Genomic DNA, 23,421 nt, shown 5'->3' on the forward strand with positions numbered 1-23,421 from the left:
GTGAGCGGAGGCGTGCGTGATTGACGTTGTCGCACGCCGACGATCGAACCCGAGCCCCCTTCGGTATCCGGGCGGCAAGGCGTCGCTGGCGGACTTCTTCGAGTCCGCGATCAACGCCCTCGGACTGTCGAAGCCCACCTACGTCGAACCGTACGCCGGCGGCGCGGGTGCTGGCCTCGCCCTCTTGTACCGGGGTGTGGTGGGTCGGGTCGTGATCAACGACCTCGATCGGTCGATCTACGCGGTCTGGGATTCCATGCTTCACCGTACCGACGACTTCCTACAGCGTCTCGAACGTGCGCCGCTCACTGTCGATGAGTGGAAACGACAGAGAGAGATTTACCGCAGGCGTGATGATGGCGATCTGGATCCCCAAGACCTCGGCTTCGCGACCTTCTACCTCAATCGCACTAACCGTTCCGGCGTCCTGGGCGGAGGGATCATCGGCGGGCTCAAACAGACTGGCACTTACAGGATGGACGCTCGCTTCAACCGGGAGACGCTAAGGGCGCGGATCGAGCAGGTTGCCGAGCACAGGTCGAAGATCCTGGTCAGTCATCAAGATGGCGTCCTCCGCCTCCGCCATTGGCTTCCGAAGGAGAATGTCTTCGCATACGTTGACCCGCCTTACTACGAAAAGGGAAGCTTTCTCTATCTCAACTCGTTCAACGACCCGCAACACCACAACCTCGCGAATTGGCTCAACTCGCTAGCCGACGCGAACTGGGTTCTGACTTATGACATGGCCGAACCAATCCGGGCCATGTACACGGACCGCACAATGCTGGACTTTAACCTGCACTACTCGGCGAACCGTCGCGAACTGGCGAGCGAGCTGATGGTCGTATCCGACCCGCTCGCCGACGCGTTCGCGAAGAAAGCGGCCAGGACCGAGAGTTACTAACGCGAACGAGTGCTGGCAATTAACTATCATCCGAGTTGTCGAGGCCGAGGCGCTTGATTGCAACGAGGCGCAGGACGTCAGTGCCGACGCCGATCGGAAACGCTGCCTTCCCGTGCGCGGCCGCGACTGGGATAATGCCGTCGACGTACATCGATGAGCCTGTCCGGTCGATAACGTCCAGAATCGCTGGTAGCGTCGGATACGCATCGGGGTCAGGCTGGCCACCGTTGGTGTCGTAAGGCGCGCCGGTCGGCGGCATTATCGTCGGTACAACAACTCGCCCGTCGAGCGCGCGATAGACGAACTTGCGCCCCCAATAGGTCTCTTTTCCGTAAGCGCGGGCATTGTTGACGTTGGCAACACGGGCGATAACTTCTTCGTCGCATACTAGAACGTCACCGGGGCCAAGCACATCGTGGCGCGCCAATTGCCGGGCGTAATCGACCATCGCGCCGGACTTCTCGAGTCCGCAGATGTAAGGTGCGTCGTCGGACGTAGTGCGCGCCATGCTCTGGAAGTAGTCAAGAGCCCGCCCCCGCAACTTCGCTGGAGGACCATACATCGCGAGTGGGCCATCCACGATGAAGAGCGTGGTCGGCAGGAGCTCCTGGCGCGACTGCTCCCAAAGGAGCGTGGCGAGACCAACGAGCACGAGAAGTTCGACCACCGACATCAGCCGGCCTAGGGCGGACTGGTTGCTGCCTTCCTCCCCAACCTCCTCATGGATGCGCAACACGTCGGTGGGGAACAGCCGCACGCCACACGCGTCGCACTCGACACCGGTCGAGGGCACCGGAACGTTCTCGTTGCAGTCCTCGGTCGGGCAGTTCACGCGCACGGTCGCGACGGGCTTCCCCGGCTCGCCGTGCATCAGCAAGAGTAGGTCCAAGAGGCTTTGGTTGAGGCGATTGACCTCGATCTTCTTGACGCGGAACAGCTGATCGATCGCTTCGCGCCAGGACGTCACGATGTCGACACCCTCGCGCGTGTAGGCGCCTGCAACAGGGAGATCGAGCGTGACGAGCGCGGTGTTCACGGCGCGGTCAATCTCGTAGGGGTCGACGAACCTCTCCGCCTTCTGCGTCTCGAGGATGCCGAGGTCGACGTACGCGGCCGCCGCCTGCGCGAATCCGTACAGGACGGACGGCAGGCCGTCTCGGACTCTCTCGACGACTTGAGAGCCATCCACAGCGAGGGCAGACGTCAACTGCGGCTTCATGCTCGGGATGACGAAGCTGACCCGGGGTCGTATCCTTTTCTTGATTTCGTCCACATCGCGCAGGGCTTCCGCCGGGACGTGGAAAGTGCGCTGATCCGCGATTGCGCGAACAGCAGCGGTCGCGTGTCCAAGGCGGGAGGCGAGCTCGTAGCTGCCGCCAACGGTCTCGTACGGCATTAGGGAGTCGATCCGTTCGGAGTCAGCGGCGCGTCGCCGGCCGCGGCGCGAGCGTCGTTGACGAGCTCCATATCGTAGCGGTCGATCTGAACCGGGACGATGTAAGGCGATGACAGGGTCTTCAGGCGGACGTAGCCGCGGTCCTCGGAGGCGATGATCGCGTCGGAGAAGGAGCCGAAATCGTAAAAGCGGGCCAACTCCTGTACCTCCTTGGTGTTGTTCAGGTGGGCGACGACCCAATTTGCGGTGTTGGCCTTGACCTGATGCGCGACCCCTGAGACCTCCTGCGTGGCGTAGGTCATGCCGAGGTTCAGCTTGCTGGCCTCCTTCGCGAGTCTCACCCAGATGTCTCGGTCATCCTTGTAGCGGTCCGACGCAAAGAGGTTGTGAGCCTCCTCGAGCATGACCTGGATCGCAGGCGGCTCCTCCCCGGATGTGAACACGGTCGTCTGACGTTCCAGGAGGCGTGCAGTGATCGACTCACTGAGCGACTTCGTGATCGGGGCGGCGCCGACGTGGAGGTCGACGATCACAATGCGGCCCTTGACGAGTTCGTCGTAAATCTCGATCGCTGGGTCGTTCTGCGTGATCGGACTGTGGAACGGGCGCAGAGGGTTGAGGTTCTTCCAACCGCGAACGTTCCGGCCTTGACTCTTTGTGGTGAAGATCGGCTCCACGCTCTTCCAGCGAACGTCCTTCGTGAAGTCGCTCGCGTCCTTGTCTGCCACCTCCCGGAGCTCGACGATCTTGTCGACAACCTCTTCCACGTCAGTAGCGGAAATCGTGACCATGTTCGCGGTGCTGCCAGCCTGTGTGAAGGGGTTCCGCCCGAGCGCGGTGACGAGCTTCTGCTGGAAAATGGCCTTGACATTTATGCGCACCCGGAAGCTTTCCGGCACCGCGAATCCAGCCTTCATAAGCGCACCGTAGAGCACGAGTCGTGCCCGCTGAGCATGGGTGGTTGCCGACGGGTCACCCGAGACGTTGGCATAGGAAGCGCCCGCGAAGTCCTTCACGTAGCCGGACTCGTCAGTGCTCAACTGGTCCGAGATAAGGCTCTGAACCGCATCGATCTGGTTCTCCGAGTAGAAGTTTATGTTCAGCGGCTTCACATGCGGCTGGGATCCATCCGCGCCGAACTTGAAGATCTGGACGTGTTTCGCGCCAATGGCGGCGATCTCGGTGCCGTCCTGGGTGTTGGGGTTGGCGTATTCTCCCTGCGGATCGAAGATGAGCTGCCCGATAGGACGTCCACCAGCCGCCCTCTGACGCTCGGAAACCGCGAACGTGCGCGCAATTATGATCTTTGCCGTGTTGGACTTGCCCATGCGGGTCATGCCGAGGAGCGCCGTCTTGTGCCCAATAAAGTCACGGATGTTCACCTCGACGGCCGCGTCAGCCTGCTTGGACGCCTTGGCACGGCGGCGAGTTGCCGAGTACCGTACGGCGCCGAGGCGCACCCTCTCGACGGGCCGCCCGGTCGGTTTGAGATACGACGCGATAGTCGATAGTCCTTCACCGACGGGCTTGAGCACCCGATAGGTGGACGTGGCGTAGAAATTGTCGACGTCAGCGCCGAACTCAAGGACCTTCTGGCCATCCACATCGTCCTCGTAGAATGTGCCGAGGACCTTGCAACGCAGGCCGGTGAACGAGACTCGGTTCTTGGTGAAGGGGTCCATTTCGACGTCTAGGACGACTGAGGGCGACGGGTTCTGATTGCTCGAGAGGGCAGAGCGCAACGACTCCTCACGGACGGCATGCAGATCGCTCTCCATCGACAACGGTGACGTGCCCTGCACCCGAAGGAGGAGCACCTCATCGTCGTCGACCTGCGAGGTGTTGATGTCCTGGGCAGTCGCCAGCAGGAAGGAGTACTGGGGGATGCCCCCGGCGTCGAACTTCCAACGGTCGTGGGTAAGCACGATCGCCTCGCCGTAGTCGATGCGGTAGACAGCTCCAATGCGGGTCGACCGGTCGTCGGCGAGCAGTTGCGAGTGCAGGAGCGAACCGGCGCCGACGCCGGGGATCAGTTCGGTCATCGCGGTCTCCCGAAAGAAGCGAGGTCTCTTGTAGAGATTGGCACAGCGGTCTGACAGAACCTCATCGACCGCTTGGAAGGTGCCACCTCCGTACCGGAACATCGTTAAGCCGTTGGACGCTCACGACACAGGGCGACAAGGTCGCACGAGCCGCAGGCGTGCTTGTCCCAGACCCTGAGCCGGGGCAGGTTGTTGGTGCGGAGCGCCTCACCGGCATCCCGGATCCTGTCGCGGACTGCGACGAGGAGGGGGTCATTGATCGGCTCTCTCTCAGTCTTGCCATTCTCGTCAAGGTTGAGCACCTCAATCACGTCCGCGGACCGCCCGGTCAGTTCCTGGTAACCCACGGCGTACACGTGCAGCTGGTCCCGGGTCACGTCCTCGGCCTGCGCCCGCTCGGTCGACTTGAAGTCGACGATGGCGACCTCACCGGTGTCGAGGCGACGAATGAGGTCGATGCGCCCGTCGACGGTGATACCGGGTGCGACGTGCACCTGGATTTGCTTCTCGGAGAACTCCGTTTTGGTGATGTCCTTGCCGTGTGTATCGAAGTAGCGCTCAAGAGCTTTGATGCCGGAGGCGCGCAACTGCTCCTTCAGCGCCGGGTAGGCGAACGGGGCGTGCATGTGGCGGTCGACCAGGGCACCAGCAGCGTCCTTGGTGGCTATGTCGCCTTCAAGCGCCCGCTTATGGACCTCAGCCAACGCGTCGTGGAGTCCTTTGCCGTAACCGAGCGCCTCGTGGATCGGCGCGTTGAAACCGTACAAGAACCGGAGCTTGAACTGGTAAGAGCACTCGAAGAGATACTTCAGCTCCGAGAACGAGAGTGTCACCTGCGGCGTCTCATGCAGGGGGTGCGGCGCGAGCTTGGCTCCAGCCACAGGCGATGCAGCCGTCGACACCCATTGCTGAGCAGCGATGTGGTCGAAGAACTCGGACCGGTTGCGCTGCTGTTGGTTCGACTGGATCGGGGCGAACGTTACGTAGAGGTACTTCTGCGCGCGAGTCACGGCGACATAAAGCAGCCGCGTCTCGTCTTCAACGGTGCCGCGGTAGCGCGCAGGGTCGTCGAGCGCGTCGTCGGGGATGACGTGCCGAAGGCTCACGCCACCCATGACGCGGGCCGGGAATCGGTTTCGCCGCATCGCGGGCAGGAAGACTGCCGGCCACTGAAGACCCTTGGCCTGATGCACGGTGGCAATGGTTACAGCATCGGGCGTGGCGTAACCGACGTCGGCATCCGCGTCAGCGTAGTAGTCGGGCGCCTGGAATTGCAACCACTTTGCGAAACCCTCATATTTTGCTGCGGGCTCGGTAGTGAAGTAGATCTGCTCGTAGTCGGAGATCACCTGACTGAACTTGCCGAGCTGGTAGAAGACGAGCTCGGCGCGCGTCGGCGCGCCGGGGAGGTTCTCCTCGCGCACGTCCAGGGCCTCGAGGAAGTCGAGATACAGACGCTGGATGTTGTAGACCGCATGGCGGCGGGTCGCGGCGAAGTCTCGCCCGACCTCCAGCACCCGAATGGCCCTTGTCCAGTCGCCCGTTGCTGGAATGAGCTGTGCCTCGTCCCAAAGTGCGCGGAGCGCGCCATCGTCGATCTCGGAGACCATGAATCGGAACACGCCTACGACTGCCTGGATCTCGGGGCTGTCGAAGAGCCGGTTGAGACCTTTAACGATGAACGGGATGCCACGCTGCCGCAGCTCCTCCACCAACGGCCCCGAGTCATTTGTCACTGAACGGAAGAGCACTGCACAGTCCGACCACGACAGACCTCGTGGCCCCGAGTCGGGCCTATCCTGGAACGCAACGCCGCGCAGCTCGACGATGCGGTCGACGATCCATGTAGCCTCTGCGAGAGGGTCATCCATGGTCAGCGCGACGAGGTCGCCACGCTCCCACTTCTGATGACCCGCCGCCACCATCGACTTCGGGAGTCGCGCGTTCGCCGGGATGCGCTCGGCGACGGAGCGGCCAAGCTCAACGACTCCGATGCTGGACCGGAAGTTGTCGTCGAGCCTCACCTGTCGAACGTCGGCGTATCGTCTCGCGAAGGTGACGATGTTCGACACCTGGCTACCACGCCACTGATAAATCGTTTGATCGTCGTCGCCGACGACACACAGGTTCGCTCCGAACCGGACTAATCCGCGCACGAGCCGCTCTTGCAGCGGGTTAACATCTTGGTACTCATCGACGACTACGTACCTGATGTCTTTCGCGACGTGCTCGTGTACTCTACCAAAATCGTCGTCCTCGTACGGATCACCCTCCAGGTAGTGGACAGCTCGACGGATGATCTCGGTGTAGTCAAAGGCCGCGTTCTGTTCGAGCAGCTCGGCGTACTTTTCGAACGATTCGAGCACGCCCGCCGGCACTCTGCTGTAGTCGATCTGGTCCTCGCGCAGCACGCTCGCGACCTGCAGGTAGAGCTTGGAGTTCCGGTACCGCCGGAGCGTTCCCTGAACGGCCGTCGTCGGGCACGATGTAAGCCCCGACTTGCGGCTGTAGCGGTCAACTAGGAGCTGTGCGGTGATGTCGGTGAGCACCGAGTACTTGAACGTATCGGGAACGAGCCGCTGCAGCAGGCCGAGCGCATAGCTGTGCATCGTCCCGATGTACATCTCAGCCAGTCCGTTAAGCTGGCCGTGTTCCCGCTCGACGATCGACAGAACCCGCTCCTTGAGCTCGGCTGCCGCCTTCTCCGTGAAGGTGAAGGCCACGACGTTGCGCGGGTCCACACCCGGCAAGCCCAGAATCGCGGCGATGCGCTGCGAGATCACTTGGGTCTTCCCTGAACCCGCACATGCAATGATCTGGAGCGGCTCGTCCAGGCAACTGATTGCTTCCGCCTGAGCCTCGGTGTACGTCGTCACGGTATCCATCTTGGCAGGCGAGGGCTACGTCGGCGGTTCGCCACAGCCGAAGCGCTTGCCCGCGGTGCGGGCGCCGGCTCATTGCTCTCGTGTGGGCACAGGGTGACGTCCCAGGTCGTGGTGTAACGGTCGGGCCGTTGTCGGCGTGGGTGACCACGTCGGGAGTGGCCATCGTGTGATGGTCGGCGAGACCACGCCAATGGTTCTCGCGGAAGGGACACATCACACGATGGCTCTGGACCAGTCTGCCCTGCTGGAGGTGCTCGACGCACTCAAGGGCGCCGATGTCGAGGATCGGATCCGGCAAGCAGCCACGACGATTTACCAGGCGTTGATTGAGGCCGAGCTGACCTCGGTGATCGGTGCCGGCCCGCACGAGCGCACCGACACTCGGCTGGCGCAGCGCAACGGCCACCGGCCCAAGACTGTCTCAACGGTGGCCGGCGACTTGGAGTTGCGCATTCCCAAGCTGCGCGCCGGTTCGTTCTTCGCGAGCCTGCTCGAGCGGCGTCGACGGGTGGACCAGTCGCTGTTCGCCGTGATCATGGAGGCTTACCTGCACAGCACCTCCACCCGCAAGGTCGATGACCTGGTCAAGGCGTTGGGCGCGGACACTGGCATCTCCAAGTCCGAGGTCAGCCGGATCTGCGCCGAGCTCGACGTCGAGGTGGCCGCGATCCGCGACCGATCGCTGGCCGAACAGGCGTATCCGTACGTGTTCCTCGACGCCACCTACTGCAAAGCACGCGTCAATCACCGGGTCGTGTCGCAGGCGGTCGTGGTCGCCACCGGGGTCGCCGCCGACGGTCGCCGCGAGGTACTCGGGTTCGACGTAGGCGACAGCGAGAACGGCGCGTTCTGGACCGCCTTCCTGCGAAGCCTGAAGACCCGCGGGCTGCGCGGGGTGCAACTGGTCATCTCCGACGCGCACGCCGGCTTGAAGGCCGCGATCGAGGCGGTCCTGATCGGCGCGTCCTGGCAGCGCTGCCGCGTGCACTTTCTGCGCAACGTGCTCGCTCAGGTCCCCAAGGGCGACGCCGAGATGGTCGCCGCCGCGATCAGGACGATCTTCGCCCAACCCGACCGCGACCACGTGCGCGAGCAACTGGACACCATCGCCGGGATGCTCGGGCGGCAACTCCCCAAGGTCGAGACCATGCTGCGCGAAGCCGCCGACGACATCACCGCGTTCACCGGCTTCCCGATCAGCCACTGGAAGAAGATCTGGTCGACCAATCCGCTGGAACGGGTGAACAAAAGAGATCAAACGCCGCACCGACGTCGTCGGCGTGTTCCCCAACCCTGCCGCGTTACTGCGCCTGGCCGGCTCGGTGCTGGTCGAGACCCACAACGAATGGCAAGTCTCCGACCGCCGCTACCTCTCCGAAGGCTCCATGGCCCTGCTCAACACCACCACCAACGATCAGGAGGTAGCACCAACTGCGCTCCTCACGGCATGATCAGCACAACTCGCTGACCCGCACACCGTGGAAGACCGCCTACACCACGTCACGGGACGTCACCGTGCACAGCTGCGCGTCCGCCGTCCCAGACGTCATCTTCGAGTGATGGAGGCCCCGTAGTTGCACCCACCGACAGAACGTAGGGACTACCGATGCGGGCCGTGGGTCCTCGTTCGATAGCACGAGGGTACCGCCGAGCCTCCGAGAGACACCTGGATCTGTCGGGGGGCCGTGGCAAGCTTTGGCCGTCACCGTATGAAGGAGAGTCGTGTCCCGGATCAGCGACCTGCTGCGTCAGCTTCGCGCGACAGATGAGGCCCTCGCCGCCGACCTCGAACGAGAGGTGGCCGCCCTCGCGGATCGCCGAGCCTTCGGCCTGAACTTCGAGCGCCACGTCCCCGAGGTCGTCGAGCTCCCCGGGCGCAAGGTCCGCAAGGGTGACAAGGTGCGGGTCCTTCCGCTGCGTTGCGAGGTACCGACGAAGGCGCACGAGAAGCTCTGGCAGGTCGTCAAGATCGACCGAGCTTCCGGCACACCGACCGCGTCTCTTGAAGCCCTCGACCGAAGCGACGCCTCAAAGACGACTGCTGCAGTTGATGGCCTCGTGGTCGTTGCGGAGTTTCGTGATCCGATCTATCCAGGTCTCGTTTCCACCGGCAAGGTCGAGCGTGGCGGTAACAAGCCATTTCACACCGTCATCAACGCCGAGAACTACCACGCGCTTCAGGTGCTACTGTTCACCCATCGCAGCAAGGTCGACGCGATTTATATCGACCCGCCCTACAACACCGGCGCGAAGGACTGGAAGTACAATAACGACTATGTTGAGGGCGATGATCTCTACCGCCACAGCAAGTGGCTGGCATTTATGGAGCGACGCCTACTTCTCGCTAAGGAGCTCCTCAACCCATACGACTCCGTCCTCATCGTGACGATCGATGAGAAGGAGTATCTGCGATTGGGCCTGCTGCTCGAACAGGTCTTCCCCGAAGCAAAAGTCCAGATGGTGACGAGTTCAATCAAGCCCAGCGGGTCGCAGAGGTCCGGTGAGTTCTCTCGGGTCGAAGAGTACATCTTCTTCGTCATGCTAGGTACTTCCGGGCCTAGTTCTCATGCCACTGACATGCTCCGGGATGGGGCCATTCCCGAACCGCAGGCAGCGATGGTGACCTGGCACGGGCTGCGGCGGCGAGGAAGCACGGATTGGCGCCGGTCTCATCGGCCGAACGGCTTCTATCCGCTCCATGTCTCGGAGCTCGACGGCACGTTGGTTTCAGTAGGAGAACCCCTGCCTCCTGACGCGCACCGTTCGGCCCACCACCCCCCTAACGGGACCTTTGCAGTCTGGCCACTCGACCCGCGCGGCGAAGAAGGACGATGGCAGGTGTCGCCCGATCGCCTTCGCGAGCAGCTCGCCGCCGGAACTGCTGCTCTTCGGAGCGCGAACAGAGACACGGGATCTGGTTCCGTTGTGTATCTGAAAGGCGGCGATCTATCCCGTATTGCATCAGGCGAGTTGAAGGTCGTTGGTCTTGAGCCAGATGGCCGCGTGCGAGTCACCGGAGCAAACAGCAACAGCCGACGCCCAAAGACGATGTGGCTTATGGATTCGCACGATGCGAGCGCGCACGGAACGGCACTCCTGACGCGCTTCGTCCCAGATCGACGATTTCCTTTCCCCAAATCGCTGTACGCAGTCGAGGACTCGCTTCGTTTCTTTGTGGGAGAAAAGCCTGAAGCCGTGATTATCGACTACTTCTCTGGATCCGGCACCACCACTCATGCCGTAATGCGGTTGAATAAGCAAGACGGCGGTAGGCGCCGTTCCATCTGCATCACTAATAATGAAGTTGCCGCTGCCGAGCAGAGGTCATTGCGAGGAGGCGGGCTTCGCCCTGGTGATCCGAAGTGGGAGCAACGGGGGATCTGCGAGTACATCACCAAGCCGCGCATCCAGGCCGCAATCACCGGCAGAACCCCCGACGGCCAGCCGATCAAGGGCGACTACAAGTTCACTGACGAGTTCCCGATGGCCGACGGGCTGGAGGAGAACGTCGGGTTCTTCACCCTGACCTATGAGGCGCCGCTTCGCGTGGCTAGCAACCGCGAGTTCGCCAGAATCGCGCCCCTTCTCTGGCTCCGGGCCGGGTCGTGCGGTCGACAAATCGACGATATCTCCAAGGGCTGGGACGTCGCCGATACCTACGGCGTGCTCGCCGAACTCGACCACACCGAGGACTTCCTCAAAGCGGTGGCGGAAAACGACGACGCTAGGATTGTCTATATCGTCACGGACGAGGACCGGCTGTTCGAGTCGGTGTCTCAAGAACTCCCCGACCAGGTCGAGCCAGTGCGCCTGTACGAGGCGTACTTGCGCAACTTCGAGATCGAATCCGGGAGGGGCGCACTGTGAAGTTCACCCTGAAGGACTACCAAGCCGACGCCGTCGAAGAGATCCTGCAGAACCTCGCGTCGGCGCGCACACTGTACAAGAAGTCAATGACGCCAGTTCGCTCGTCGTTCTCCCTCGCCGCGACGACCGGGGCCGGTAAAACCGTGATGGCAGCCGCCGCCATTGAGGCACTGTTCTGGGGCAGCGATTCGTTCGACTTCGCGCCCGACCCCGGCGCTGTTGTGCTCTGGTTCTCCGACGACCCCAACCTGAACAAGCAGACATTCAACCGCCTTATCCAGGCGTCTGAGAAGTTCACGCACTCCAACCTCGTACACATTGAGCCGCCGTTTGCGCACCCTCGACTGGACCCGGGCAAGGTGTACTTCCTCAACACCCAAAAGCTCACGAAAACGTCGAAACTCACCCGGGGGTATGTGGAGTCCTCCGATAATGGCGGCCAGCTTGCCGCGTTTCAGCCCACCCCCGACGATCAGGGCTGGACGATCTGGGAGACGCTCGCGAACACGATCGAGGACCCGAAGCTCACGCTCTACCTCGTGCTCGACGAGGCGCACCGCGGCTTCAACTCAAAGGACACATCGGATAAGCCGACGATCGTCCGCAAACTCGTGAACGGCACTAGGGTGCGGCCTGCCATCCCAATCGTGTGGGGCATTTCCGCGACGATCGCCCACTTCGAGAACGCGATGAAGCAAGCCGAGGCCACCAAGAACCGCCAAACGCTGAAGCCGATACTCGTCGACCCCGTCCGGGTGCAAGAGTCGGGTCTCGTGAAGGATACGCTCGTCCTCGACATTCCCGACGAGGTCGGCAATTTTGACTCGGTGCTGGTGCGCCGGGCGGCGCGCAAGCTGAAGGACTCGGCCGAGCGCTGGGCGGCGTACGCGCATGCCCAGGGCCTTCACGAGACGGTTCGCCCGCTCCTCGTGCTGCAGACCCCGAATACGCCCGACCACGACCACGTCGGGCTGGCGCTCGACACGATCTTCGCGGAATACCCGGAACTACGAGCAAACTCGATCCGGCACGTTCTCGGTGACCACTCCACACAGAAGTTTGGCGCGTGGGAGGTGGACTGGATCGAACCGCAGCGCGTCCAGGACTCGCATCAGGTGCGAGTGCTTGTCGCCAAGGACGCGATCTCCACCGGCTGGGACTGCCCAAGGGCAGAGGTGCTGGTTTCGTTTCGGCCCGCGAAGGACGACACTCACATAACGCAGCTGCTGGGCCGCATGGTTCGCAGTCCGCTTGCACGCCGAGTACCAGGTGACGAGCGCTTGAACGCGGTCGATTGCATCCTCCCCTTTTTCGACCGCACGACTGCTGTGAAAGTGGTGCGGTTCTTGACGGGCGAGCTCGAGGAGATCCCCGGGGCACAGAAGAAGGCCATCATCGACGGCAAGGAGCTTCTGCCCAACCCGAACGTCCCGAAGGCCGTCTGGGACCTGTGGCAGACACTGCCCACGGAAACACTTCCACAGCGCGGAGCGAGGCCAATGAAGCGTCTCGTGGCACTCGCCCAGGCGCTGTCCACCGACGCGCTACGTCCGGGAGCGCTCAAGGAGGTCGAAGAGGAGCTTCACCGCATCCTCGACGCGTACGCCACCCGCTACGCGAGGCAGCTCGAAGCGGCGGTCCAGGAAGTTTGGGACGTTCACGTAAAGGAGATCTCTGGCCGATATGGCAAGGGCGGGCTCTCCTATGACGAGTTCATCGAGCGGGCCGACGACCGCGCGATTCGAACCGGGTTCGAGTCGGCGAAAAGGGCGTTCGGGTCGGATATCGCCCAGTCGTACGTCAACCACGTCGCCGGCCCAGACGACCCCGACACCGACGATGACGGCCTCCGCGAGGCGTATGTTCGTGCCTCCGCGTTGGCCTCGGTGAAGGAGGTACGCGAGAAGGTTGACGCCGAGGCGCTCGAACTCACCGACAGGCTGTTCGCCAAATACCGCGTCGCAATCAAGAGGCTTCCCGACGTACGCCAGCAGGAATACGAGGACATTCGCGCGATGGCGACCGAGCCACAACTCGGGTCGTTGCGGCCACCGCGCACCCGCATCGAGGGTTTCTCGGTCGAGGATGAATACGGCCAGCTCACTGTTGCGCCGCTGGCACCTCTTCACCTGATGTCGGACGATGACGGTCAGTTCCCACTCACCGACCTGAACGAGTGGGAACGCAAGGTAGTGCTCGCCGAGATCTCCCGTCCTGACGCGCGCGGGTGGTACCGCAATCCGTCACGCGCGGCGTTCGACTCCCTCGGTATCGCGTACCGCGACCAAGACGGGAACTGGCGCTCGATGCACCCCGACTTCGTGTTCTTCCATGAGATCGGTGGCAAGATTGTTGCCTCAATTGTCGACCCGCACGGTCATCACCTCGATGACGCAGCAACCAAACTCCGGGCCTTGGCGCGCTTCGCGCGAGACTACCGCGACCTGTTCCATCGCATCGAGGCCGTCGCAGAGATTGCGAGCGGAATGCGAGTCCTCGACATGAAACTCAGCATGGTGCAGGAAGCCGTGCTCGCCGGCAAGAAGCCGCCGATCGAACTCTACCGCTCCGACTTTAGCGTGATGTACGAGCCGGAGAGCTGGTAGGGCCCAAACGGCGATGTAGTCGGGCCAGGTCTTCCGTCAGTGACGTCACAAGGCGCTCAACAGTGTCGGCAACGCTGACGCCGAGGTTGCGCATCATCTCGTGGGTGGCTTCGCCAATCATCTGGTCCAGCTGGGCGACAGCGCGGCTTGCGGATACGAACGGCGCAGATATCGCCGCGTCGTGCGTCCCAGCGCCGGTTCAGCGCCGAAGAGCCCAACGAGACCTGGCAGTCCGACTTCACCCGCTGGACATTCACCGACGGCAGCGATGTGCAGATCCTCGCATGGCCAGGCGAGCACCACCGGCTACCTCTGGCGGCCACCGCACACACCCGGTCATCGGCACTGACGTCGTCAGCAGGTTGAAGCGCCCCGGGTTGGATGCCGCATCTTCTGAGTTGGAAGATAGGCGTCATGCCGAGCAAGATCTATCCGGAGCTCGTGCTCGTGCAGTGCATCCGGTGGCTGAGCATCATGATCATTACTCGTCGGCGACCGAGGCATCGGTCAACCCGGCGGACTCCCCGCCGCCCACACCATCGACCGCACTACTGGCGCAACCAACAAATGGCAGCCCGGCCGCTCGCCGAGCGCGCGAACCTTAAATGATGTCCCGACTCATCACTTTGTGGGGCTGAGAGTGTGTTGGTTCACGACATCGTTGTTAGATGAGTCGAGACATCGTTGATGGCCGCGGCGGGTCGGCTCCAATGCTACTAACGCAGCGAAGAACGAGAGCCCGGCCGCTGGCCAGGCCTTTCGTCCACTATGAACGATGTCCCGACTCATCACATGGTGGAGCTGAGGGGACTCGAACCCCTGACCCCCTCGTTGCGAACGAGGTGCGCTACCAGCTGCGCCACAGCCCCTAGAACGTCCGCGACTTTACCATCCGGACCGGCCCGAGACCCAATCGGGAGTCAGTCGCCGACGGCGCGGCGGGGCTCGTCGACCACTTCGTCGGTGGAGGTGGTTTCGGCCGGCTGCTCGGCGGGGGCGCGGTGGGGGAGCTGGATGGACGAAGCCGGGTCCAGTCTGCCGGAGGTCCAGGCACCGGGCTGGCCGAGATCGATCTTCCGGGCCGCGGGGCGGGTTGCCTTGGGCTTGGTGAGATAGGTCGGGAGCGGCACCGACACCGGCGACCATTCGCCCTCGGCTGCGGCAGCCGGCTCGGTGACTTCGTCTGGCAGGACCAACCGACGTGGGGCGGTTTCCTCGGCCTCGGAGGTCACGGTTTCGGATGTCCACACGACGCCGCCTTGACGGGCCTCGCGCTTGCGCGAGGCCGCACGACGGCGGGCGTCGATCCGCTGGCGGCGGGCTTGGGTGACGGCTGCGCGGCGGGCGACGACGAGGAAGAGAAAGAGCAGTACTCCCGGGCCGGCTGGCAGCCATGCCTGCGCGCGGCCCACGAGGACAAAGCCCGCAGAGACCACGAGTAGCACCAACAGGAGCGAGAGTATGCGACGGCGGCGCCTTGCGGCTTCTGCGAAGACGTCACGATCGACCGACGGCGTCACGACCGCCCCTGCCGGCTGGGGGACCACGACGGCGCCGTGGGGGGCCTGCGGCGGGCGACCACGGCGAGGCGACAGTACGCGCACCCCACGTTCGACATCGGCCGAGCGGGCCTGCTCGACTTCCTCGTTGCGGCGCACCCACTTGGGCACGAGAAAAGCGGCCCACGCTGCGACGATCGCCGCATAGATGAGGCCGCTGTATCCCATGGCCCAAAACGCTACGGTGCGAGACAACCCACACGTTGGACCTGACCCGGTGTGTCGTCCGTAACGGACGATACCGGTGTGACCAGAGTGACCTCAGGTCATCCTGATCGCTTGTGCCCGGATCTCGAGCTGGACCTTCTGCGACACCAGCCAGCCGCCGGCCTCGAGCGCCACGTTCCAGGTCATGCCGTACGCCTCGCGGTCGATCTCGCCGGTCGCCGACAGCGCGAGCCGCTCGCCGCCCCAGGGGTCGCCCTTGACGCCGTCAATCGAAACATCGAGCTCGATCGGGCGCGTCACGCCCTTGATCGTCAGGTCGCCGACACAGATGAACTTGCCGGCGCCACCACGGCGGCGGCGGACCATCTGGCCGTTGACGGTGGCCCACTTGGGGCCCGACGAGCCGCCGTGGACCTGGCGGGAGATGAAGCTCATCTTCGGGAACGTCTCGACGTCCAGGAAGTCACCGCTGCGCAGGTGCGCGTCGCGCTCGGCCGCGCCGGTGGTGATGGAGCCGGTTTCGATGACGGCGTTCGCGGACGAGTCGAGCGGGTCCTCGGCCACATGAATGGTGCCTTCGACCTTCTCGAACCGGCCACGGACCTGGGTGACCATCAGGTGCCGGGCGACGAAGCCCGCGGTCGTGTGGGCGGCATCGATCTGGAAGACGCCCGGCGTCGGAAGCATGGCGCCGTTCCAGAGCCGCACACCTGCCGAGTCGTTCATGAATCCCCCGAGACGAAACAATCAGCAAACGATGCGCTACCGATCAATAATCGCACAGACAGATAGCAACAGAGCGTGATGAATCGCCCGGAATCGGTCACCCACAGTGATCAGCGCTGGTCAGCGCACCACCAAGCAACCAGCTCAGGGGGCCAGACGCGACGAACGCCACCGTCGCAGGAGTCCTTCGGGGACCTCTTCGGCGGTCAGCGCGAACGAGCGGTGGTCGCGCCACTCACCGTCGATGTGCAGGAGCTTCGGCCGCAATCCTTCCTCACGGAAGCCGAGCTTCTCGACGACCCGCAGGGAGGCGCGGTTCTCGGGCCGGATGTTGACCTCGAGCCGGTGCAGGCCGGCGACGAAGAAGCAGTAGTCGACGCCCAGCGCGACGGCAGTGGGCATGATGCCGTGGCCGGCGAGGTCGACGTCGAGCCAGTAGCCGATCGTCCCCATGCGGGCCGAGCCCCAGATGATGTTCGAGACGTTGAGCTGCCCGGCCAGCCGCCCGTGGTACGTGACGGCCCACGGCAGCGACTCGTCGGCGCGGGCCTGGGCGGAGTGCAGCCGGACCATCTGCCGGAACGACATCGTGTACGGATCGGCCGGCGGCGGGGGCGTCGCCTCCCACGGCCGCAGCCAGGCCTCGCTGCGCTGGCGCACCTCGGACCAGACTCGCAGGTCGCGCGCATGCAGCGGCCGCAGCCCGACGGGGCCCTCGTGCAGCTCGACCGGCCAGCCGAGCCTGGTGGACCGCGACCTCACGACGCACCTCCCGAACCCACGTGGTCTCCCCCGCGCAGCTGGTCCACCGCGTGCCCCAGCACCGGAACCAGAACGGCGAGGCCGTCGCGCACTCCGCCAGGCGATCCGGGGAGGTTGACGATGAGCGTCCGACCGGCCCGGCCCGCTATCCCACGCGACAATGCCGCCGTCGGCACCCCCTGCGCGACCCCGTACGCGCGGATGGCCTCGGCGATGCCTGGCACCTCGACCTCGACCACGCGGCGGGTCATCTCGGGCGTGAAGTCGGTGGGGCTGAGCCCGGTGCCGCCGGTGGTCACGACGACGTCATAGCCGTCGGCGACCCCGGACCGCAACGCCGCCTCGACGGGAGCACCATCCGGCACCACGACTGGGCCCGAAACGGAGAACCCCGCAGACGACAACGCCGCGACGATCAACGGCCCGCCGCGGTCCTCGTACACCCCCGTGGCCGCGCGCGTCGACACCGTCACGACCAGTGCTCTCATGGTCGCCGCCAGGTCCCGGACTTGCCGCCGGTCTTCTCCTCGATGCGGATGTCGGTGATGACCGCGCCCTTGTCGATCGACTTCACCATGTCGACGACGGTGAGCGCTGCGGTCGCGACGGCGGTCAGCGCCTCCATCTCGACGCCGGTCCGGTCGGCGGTCCGAACGACAGCAACCACACCCACGGCGTCATCCAGCACCGTCAGCGACACGTCCACCCCGTGCAGCGCCAGCGGATGACACAGCGGGATGAGGTCGGGCGTCTTCTTCGCGCCCATGATGCCGGCCAGCCGCGCGACGGCGAGCGCGTCGCCCTTCGGCACCTCACCGCCTCGCAACGCCGCGACGACAGCCGGCGACACCAGCACGCGGCCCGACGCCGTCGCCGTCCGGACCGTCACGTCCTTGGCCGACACATCGACCATGCGCGCCGCACCCTCGGAATCGAGGTGCGTGAACCCCGACGACGACGTCACTCTCGCCGCCGTTCCAGCAGGACGGTGTCGACCACCTGGCCCGCCGCGACCTCGGTGATGTGCTCGGGCACGACGATCAGCGCGTTGGCGTAGGCGAGGTCGCCCATGAGGTGCGAGTGCTGCGCCCCGATGGGCCGCACCTGATGCGTCCCGTCGGTCGCCGTCTGCACCCGCGCCCGTGCGAACTGCCGCCGCCCCTCGGGCGAGCGCAGCCGCTCTTGCAGGACGGCCTTGACGCTGGCGCGGTGCAGCCGCGGCGAGCCGAGCATCTTGCGGATGGCCGGGCGCACGAACACCTCGAACGACACGAACGCGCTGACCGGGTTGCCGGGCAGCGCGAAGATCGGCGTGCGGTCGTCGCCGATGGTGCCGAAGCCCTGCGGCTTGCCCGGCTGCATGGCGACGCTGTCGAACTTGACCGTGCCGAGCTGCGAGAGGACCTCTTTGACGATGTCGTAGGCGCCCGCGCTGACCCCGCCCGTGGTGATGACCATGTCGGCCCGGATCAGCTGGTCCTCGATGAGGCCGAGCAGGCGGTCCTTGTCGTCGGGGATGGGCGGGATGCGGTACGCGACGGCGCCGGCCTCGCGCGCGGCAGCGGTCAGCGTGAACGAGTTGGAGTCGGAGATCTGCCCCGTGGTCAGGGGGTAGCCGGGCTCGACCAGCTCGCTGCCGGTGGAGATGATGACGACGCGCGGCCGCGGCCGGACGACGACGCGGTCGCGCCCGACGGCGGCCAGCAGGCCGATCTGCGCCGCACCCAGGTAGGTGCCCGCGCCCATGACGACGTCACCCTCGTGCACGTCGCCGCCGGCCCGGCGGATGTGCGCGCCGGGCTTCGCCGCTGTCATGATGCGCACGCGCGCGGTGCCGGCGTCGGTCTCTTCGACCGGCACGACGGCGTCGGCCCCGGCCGGCATGGGGGCGCCGGTCATGATGCGCGCCGCCAGCCCCGGGCCGATGGCGTTGACCCGGGTGTCGCCGGCCGGGATGTCGAGGACGACCGGCAGCGAGACCGGCTCGTCCGCCGTCGCCGACGCGACGTCGTCGGCGCGCACCGCGTAGCCGTCCATGGCGGTGTTGTCGAACTGCGGCAGCGACCAGGGCGCGATGACGTCCTCGGTCAGCACGCACCCGTGCGCGTCGAGCAGCTGGAAGTCCAGCTCGCTCAGCGGCCGGACCGCCGCGAGGATGTCGGACAGATGGTCGGCGACACGCTTCACCTAGTCATCCTTAACCTCGGGCGGAAGCTGCGCAACGAACTCGCGCAGGAACGCCCGGAAGTCCTTGCCCAGATCGCTGCGCTCGCTGGCCAGGCTGACCGTGGTGCGCAAGTAGTCGAGGCGGTCGCCGGTGTCGTAGCGGCGGCCGCGGAACACGACGGCGTGCACGCCGCCGCCGTCCTCGGCGGGCATGCCGGCCAGCGTCTTGAGGGCGTCGGTGAGCTGGATCTCGCCGCCCCGCCCCGGCTCGGTGCTCTTCAGCACGTCGAAGACGGCGGGGTGCAGCACGTAGCGCCCGATGATGGCGAGGTTGCTCGGCGCGGTGCCCGGCTCGGGCTTCTCTACGAGGTCGGTGACGCGCACGACGTCGTCCTCGGCCGGCTCGACGGAGGCGCAGCCGTACAGGTGGGCCTGGGACGGGTCGACCTCGATGAGCGCGATGACGCTGCCGCCGTAGCGCTTCTGCACGTCGAGCATGTGCGGCAGGAGCGGGTCGCGCGGGTCGATGAGGTCGTCGCCGAGCATGACGGCGAACGGCTGGTCGCCGACGTGCAGCGCGCCGCACAGGACCGCGTGCCCGAGGCCGCGCGGGTCGCCCTGGCGGACGTAGTGGATGTCGCCCAGGATCTGCGACTTCATGACCCGCCGCAGCCGCTCCTGGTCGCCCTTCTGTTCCAGCGCGCGCTCGAGCTCCCAGGCGCGGTCGAAGTGGTTCTCGATGGCGTCCTTGTTGCGCCCGGTGACCAGGAGTACGTCGGAGAGCCCCGCCGAGACGGCCTCTTCGACGACGTACTGGATGGCCGGCTTGTCGACGACCGGCAGCATCTCCTTCGGCGTGGCCTTGGTGGCCGGCAGGAACCTGGTGCCCAGGCCCGCGACCGGGATGACCACCTTCGTCACCGCACCGGCCGGTCCGCCCTGTTCCGTCTGCGCTGGAGTCATGGGCGTCACCCTACAAAGCCCGGCGGACAGGCTGAAGGGCGACGTGCGGGCGGCATACGGTGAAGGCGTGACGACGACGGTGCGCGAGGCCAAACGGGCGCTGCGCGAGCGCATCCTCGCCCGCCGCTCCGAGTTCGACGCGACGGCGCTCGCGGCGGCCGGACAGGGCCTGCGCGACGTCGTCCTGGCCCTTCCAGAGCTGGCCAGAGCGCACACCGTCGCCCTCTACGTGTCGGTGGGCCGCGAGCCCGGCACCGGCCCGCTCATCGAGGCGCTCAGCGACGACGGCGTCGAAGTGCTGCTGCCGGTGCTGCTGCCCGACGGCGACCTCGACTGGGCCGCGTACACCGGACCACGTGGTCTGGTCACGGCCGCGCGCGGGCTGCTGGAGCCCGACGGCGACCGCTTGGGTCCCGCGGCGGTGGCGTCGGCGTCGGCGCTCCTGGTGCCGGGACTGGCGGTCGACCGGCACGGTCACCGGCTGGGGCGCGGCGGCGGGTCGTACGACCGCGTGCTGGCCCGCCAGCTCGCGGTGTCGCCACCGGTGTTCACCTGCGTCCTGCTGCACGACGGCGAGGTGCTCGACATCCCGATCCCCCGCGAGCCGCACGACGTCCCCGTCGACGCCGCCGCCACCCCCAGTGGAGCCCAGCGGCTGCGCTGAGTTGGCCGTCCGTGGACGGCCACGGAACCAGGTGGTGGCGCGCACGGAATCGAACCCGTCGCCCGGCCGGCGTCGTCAGTCGGTCGGCTCGGGCGGCTCGAAGGTGAAGGTGTGCTCGCCGGCCTCGCGGATGCCGTCCTCGTCCCAGCGCATCGGCAGCGTCTCGCCGTCGCGCCAGAGCTCGGTCTGGTCCTCGTAGTTGTCGTGGAACGGGTGGCCGCTGATGCCGGTGAGGTCGATCCAGCGCGACGCGTCGAGGTCGTCGAGGTCGACGATCATGCGCATGGACGGCGACCAGACCGTCTCGTAGCCCTCGGCGGCGTCCCAGGCGTTGGCCAGCACGATGGACCCGCCGCCGCCGACCTCGACCGGCCCGCGGTTGAACATCCACTCGACCAGCCCGATGCCGGACGTGCCGAACGTCTGCTCCGTCAGCTCCAGGGCGTGCAGCCGGCCCCACTCCCACTTCGAGGCGTCCTTGCCCTGCTCCATGGTCATCTCGTCGCGGGCGTCGCGGGCGGCCTCGACCAGGACGATGTCGCGCGTCTCGGTGCCGCCCTCGCTCGTGACGTCGTCCCAGAACGGGTCGTCCGGGTGCTGCAGCAGGTGCCGCATGACCTCGAACCAGCGCCCGCCGCCGTCGGGCCACTCGTCCTCGGGCAGGTCGTCGTGGAAGGTCAGCTCGAGCAGGTTGCGCCAGACGGCGTTGAAGTAGGCGGTCGCGGAGGAGTCCGGCGACATCGACCGGTCCCAGTCGCGCAGCAGCCGCAACCCGTCGCCGTAGTAGCCCTGCGGCGCCTCGAGTTCGAGCAGGTACGGCACCAGGATGTCGGCGGCGTCGCTGTGCGCGTCCATCTGGATCGCGGCCATGTCCGCGGCGTCGAGCGGGTCGCCGTCGCCGGCTGCCGCGGCGATCAGGTCGTTGATGCGCCCGGCACGGTGGCCGGGGTCGAAGTCGGCGGTCAGCAGGAACGGGTAGCGGTCGCTGGTGACCGGCTGGTTCGCCGTCACGACATAGCCCTGCATCGGGTTCAGGACGCTGGGCATGGCGGCGAACGGGATGTAGCCGGCCCACTCGTACTGCCCGGTCCAGCCCGGAACGGGGTAGCGACCGTCGTACGTGGTGCGCACGGGCACGCGGCCCGGGGCCTGGTAGCCGATGTTGCCCTCGGTGTCGGCGTAGACGAGGTTCTGCGACGGCACGTCGAACAGTGCGGCGGCCGAGCGGAACGAGTCCCAGTCGGTGGCCCGGTTCAGTGCGAAGATCGCGTCGGCCGTGCGGCCGGGGTCGAGCGCGGTCCAGCGCAGGGCGACCTCGTACCCGTCGTCGGAGCTGCCGCCCGGCGGCGGCTCGCCCTCGACCTCGGCGTCCGCGCCGATGTCCTCGATGTCGTCGTCGCGCTCGGACAGCAGCGGCCCGTGGCGGGTGCTGCGGACGGTGATGGTGACGTCGTCGCCGCCGGCCACCCGGATGGTCTCTTCGCGGACCTCGAGCGGCAGCCAGTCGTCGCCGACGCGGTAGGAGTTGCCGCGGATCTGCTCGAGGTAGAGGTCGGTGACGTCGGGGCTGAGGTTGGTGAACCCCCACGCGACGTCCTGGTTGTGCCCGATGATGACGCCCGGCAGCCCCGCGAACGAGTAGCCGACCACGTCGAACGGGCAGGCCGGCCCGACCTCGCGGCAGTGCAGCCCGACCTGGTACCAGATGGACGGGATCGACGGCGCCAGGTGCGGGTCGTTGGCCAGCAGCGGTGCGCCGGACTCGGTGAGGTCGCCGCCGACCACCCACGAGTTGGAGCCGACGCCGTCGCCGTCGCCGAACGTCACCGGTGCCGCGTCGAGCCCGTCGGCGGCCTGCTCGATGGCGTCCACGGCCTCGGGCGGCAGCGGGACGGGGGCGCCGTCGGTGCCGGTCAGCGCCTCGGGCAGCCGCGGCGACACGTACTCGTCGGGGACGATGGGCGGCGCCAGCCCGGCCGGCGAGTCCGGCCAGAGCTGCTCGACGCGGTCGACCGGCAGCCCGCTCGCGGCGAGCAGCGACCGGCTGATCTCGTCCTGCATGTTGCCGCGCAGGTCCCACGCCATGGCCTTGAGCCAGCTCAGCGAGTCGACCGGCGTCCAGCGGCTGGGTGCGTCGTCGCCGCCGGTCAGCCCGAGCAGGGTGTACGCCAGGCCGCGCTCGCCGCCGTCGGTCTGGTCCAGCCAGGCGTTGACGCCGTCGGCGTACGCGTCGAAGTAGCGGCGGCCCTCGGGGCTGATCAGCGGCAGCTCGGCGCGCGCGACCTGGGTCCAGCCGAGGGTCCGCACGAACGCGTCGGTCTCGACCTGGTCCTCGCCGAACAGCTCCGACAGCCGGCCCGACGTGACGTGGCGGCGGAAGTCCATCTGCCAGAACCGGTCCTGCGCGTGCACGTACGCCTGGGCCCGGAACAGGTCCTCGGGGGTGTCGGCATAGATGTGCGGGATGCCGTTCTCGTCGCGGATGACCTCGACGCCCGCCGACAGCCGCGGGATCTCGGCCGTGCCGTCGTACTCCGGGTACGCGCGGCGCACCGACCAGACGCCGACGGAGGCCGAGGCGACGAGCGCCAGCACGACCAGACCCGCCAGGACGGCGAGCCCAGCGGCGAGGCGGCGACGAGTCACCGGGACAGAGTAGGCGACCGATCAAGCCCTGCTGATGCCCGTCATGGCGGCCGACGACGGCGTCAGC

The 23,421-nt window shown here is 66.0% G+C and carries 15 protein-coding genes, 1 tRNA gene and 1 pseudogene; 5 read left to right on the top strand and 12 right to left on the bottom strand.

Features of this window, described 5'->3' with window-relative positions; all coding sequences use genetic code 11:
- Positions 1–16: 16 nt before the first annotated feature.
- Positions 17–904 (top strand): DNA adenine methylase, encoded by an 888-nt coding sequence (locus tag HD601_RS04750; RefSeq protein WP_184819798.1) that lies wholly within the window; start codon positions 17–19, stop codon positions 902–904.
- A gap of 19 nt (positions 905–923) precedes the next feature.
- On the opposite strand, the gene HD601_RS04755 is transcribed toward HD601_RS04750, so the two are convergent.
- The 3 genes from HD601_RS04755 to HD601_RS04765 all read right to left on the bottom strand — a co-directional run bounded on the left by HD601_RS04755 (position 924) and on the right by HD601_RS04765 (position 7,218).
- Positions 924–2,300 (bottom strand): DNA double-strand break repair nuclease NurA, encoded by a 1,377-nt coding sequence (locus HD601_RS04755; RefSeq protein WP_184819799.1) that lies wholly within the window; start codon positions 2,298–2,300, stop codon positions 924–926.
- Positions 2,300–4,342 (bottom strand): helicase HerA domain-containing protein, encoded by a 2,043-nt coding sequence (locus HD601_RS04760; RefSeq protein WP_184819800.1) that lies wholly within the window; start codon positions 4,340–4,342, stop codon positions 2,300–2,302. Before HD601_RS04760 ends, HD601_RS04755 begins: the two co-directional genes overlap by 1 nt.
- A gap of 104 nt (positions 4,343–4,446) precedes the next feature.
- A complete protein-coding gene (locus HD601_RS04765; RefSeq protein ID WP_184819801.1) occupies positions 4,447–7,218 on the bottom strand; it encodes a UvrD-helicase domain-containing protein in 2,772 nt (923 codons plus the stop codon).
- Positions 7,219–7,447: 229 nt separating this feature from the next.
- On the opposite strand from HD601_RS04765, the pseudogene HD601_RS04770 reads away from it, so the two are divergent.
- The 3 genes and pseudogenes from HD601_RS04770 (at position 7,448) to HD601_RS04780 (ending at position 13,700) form a co-directional block, all read left to right on the top strand.
- Positions 7,448–8,678, top strand: a pseudogene (locus HD601_RS04770) (IS256 family transposase).
- Between the two features lie 271 nt (positions 8,679–8,949).
- Positions 8,950–11,094 (top strand): DNA methyltransferase, encoded by a 2,145-nt coding sequence (locus tag HD601_RS04775; RefSeq protein ID WP_184819803.1) that lies wholly within the window; start codon positions 8,950–8,952, stop codon positions 11,092–11,094.
- Entirely contained in the window at positions 11,091–13,700 is a 2,610-nt protein-coding gene (locus HD601_RS04780) for a DEAD/DEAH box helicase family protein (protein WP_184819805.1), read from the top strand. Before HD601_RS04775 ends, HD601_RS04780 begins: the two co-directional genes overlap by 4 nt.
- 793 nt (positions 13,701–14,493) lie before the next feature.
- On the opposite strand, the gene HD601_RS04785 is transcribed toward HD601_RS04780, so the two are convergent.
- From HD601_RS04785 to galU, 8 genes are all read right to left on the bottom strand, one after another.
- Positions 14,494–14,569: transfer RNA gene (locus HD601_RS04785), tRNA-Ala, on the bottom strand.
- A 51-nt stretch (positions 14,570–14,620) separates the two neighbouring features.
- Positions 14,621–15,427: a divisome protein SepX/GlpR gene (gene sepX / locus HD601_RS04790; protein WP_184819807.1), complete on the bottom strand. Its 807-nt coding sequence runs from the start codon at positions 15,425–15,427 to the stop codon at positions 14,621–14,623.
- A gap of 93 nt (positions 15,428–15,520) precedes the next feature.
- Complete coding sequence (locus tag HD601_RS04795) at positions 15,521–16,153, bottom strand: YceI family protein (RefSeq protein WP_184819809.1); 633 nt, start codon at positions 16,151–16,153, stop codon at positions 15,521–15,523.
- Positions 16,154–16,297: 144 nt separating this feature from the next.
- Positions 16,298–16,915, bottom strand: a complete 618-nt coding sequence (locus tag HD601_RS04800) for a GNAT family N-acetyltransferase (protein WP_184819811.1) — start codon at positions 16,913–16,915, stop codon at positions 16,298–16,300.
- Complete coding sequence (locus tag HD601_RS04805) at positions 16,912–17,403, bottom strand: MogA/MoaB family molybdenum cofactor biosynthesis protein (RefSeq protein WP_184819813.1); 492 nt, start codon at positions 17,401–17,403, stop codon at positions 16,912–16,914. The genes HD601_RS04800 and HD601_RS04805 overlap by 4 nt, the downstream gene beginning before the upstream one ends.
- A complete protein-coding gene (moaC, locus tag HD601_RS04810; protein WP_221440534.1) occupies positions 17,400–17,828 on the bottom strand; it encodes a cyclic pyranopterin monophosphate synthase MoaC in 429 nt (142 codons plus the stop codon). The genes HD601_RS04805 and moaC overlap by 4 nt, the downstream gene beginning before the upstream one ends.
- Positions 17,829–17,875: 47 nt before the next feature.
- On the bottom strand, positions 17,876–19,102 hold the full coding sequence (gene glp / locus HD601_RS04815) for a molybdotransferase-like divisome protein Glp (RefSeq protein ID WP_184819817.1): 1,227 nt from the start codon (positions 19,100–19,102) through the stop codon (positions 17,876–17,878).
- The gene (galU, locus tag HD601_RS04820) at positions 19,103–20,044 is read right to left on the bottom strand and encodes a UTP--glucose-1-phosphate uridylyltransferase GalU (RefSeq protein WP_184819819.1); all 942 of its coding nucleotides are present in this window, start codon (positions 20,042–20,044) and stop codon (positions 19,103–19,105) included.
- Between the two features lie 67 nt (positions 20,045–20,111).
- On the opposite strand from galU, the gene HD601_RS04825 reads away from it, so the two are divergent.
- The gene (locus tag HD601_RS04825) at positions 20,112–20,708 is read left to right on the top strand and encodes a 5-formyltetrahydrofolate cyclo-ligase (RefSeq protein ID WP_221440535.1); all 597 of its coding nucleotides are present in this window, start codon (positions 20,112–20,114) and stop codon (positions 20,706–20,708) included.
- A 75-nt stretch (positions 20,709–20,783) separates the two neighbouring features.
- Here the strand turns inward: HD601_RS04825 and HD601_RS04830 are convergent, their stop codons facing one another.
- Positions 20,784–23,354 (bottom strand): penicillin acylase family protein, encoded by a 2,571-nt coding sequence (locus tag HD601_RS04830; RefSeq protein WP_221440536.1) that lies wholly within the window; start codon positions 23,352–23,354, stop codon positions 20,784–20,786.
- Positions 23,355–23,421 lie beyond the last annotated feature (67 nt).

This window comes from Jiangella mangrovi (genome assembly GCF_014204975.1).
GTDB classification, from domain to species: Bacteria; Actinomycetota; Actinomycetes; order Jiangellales; family Jiangellaceae; genus Jiangella; species Jiangella mangrovi.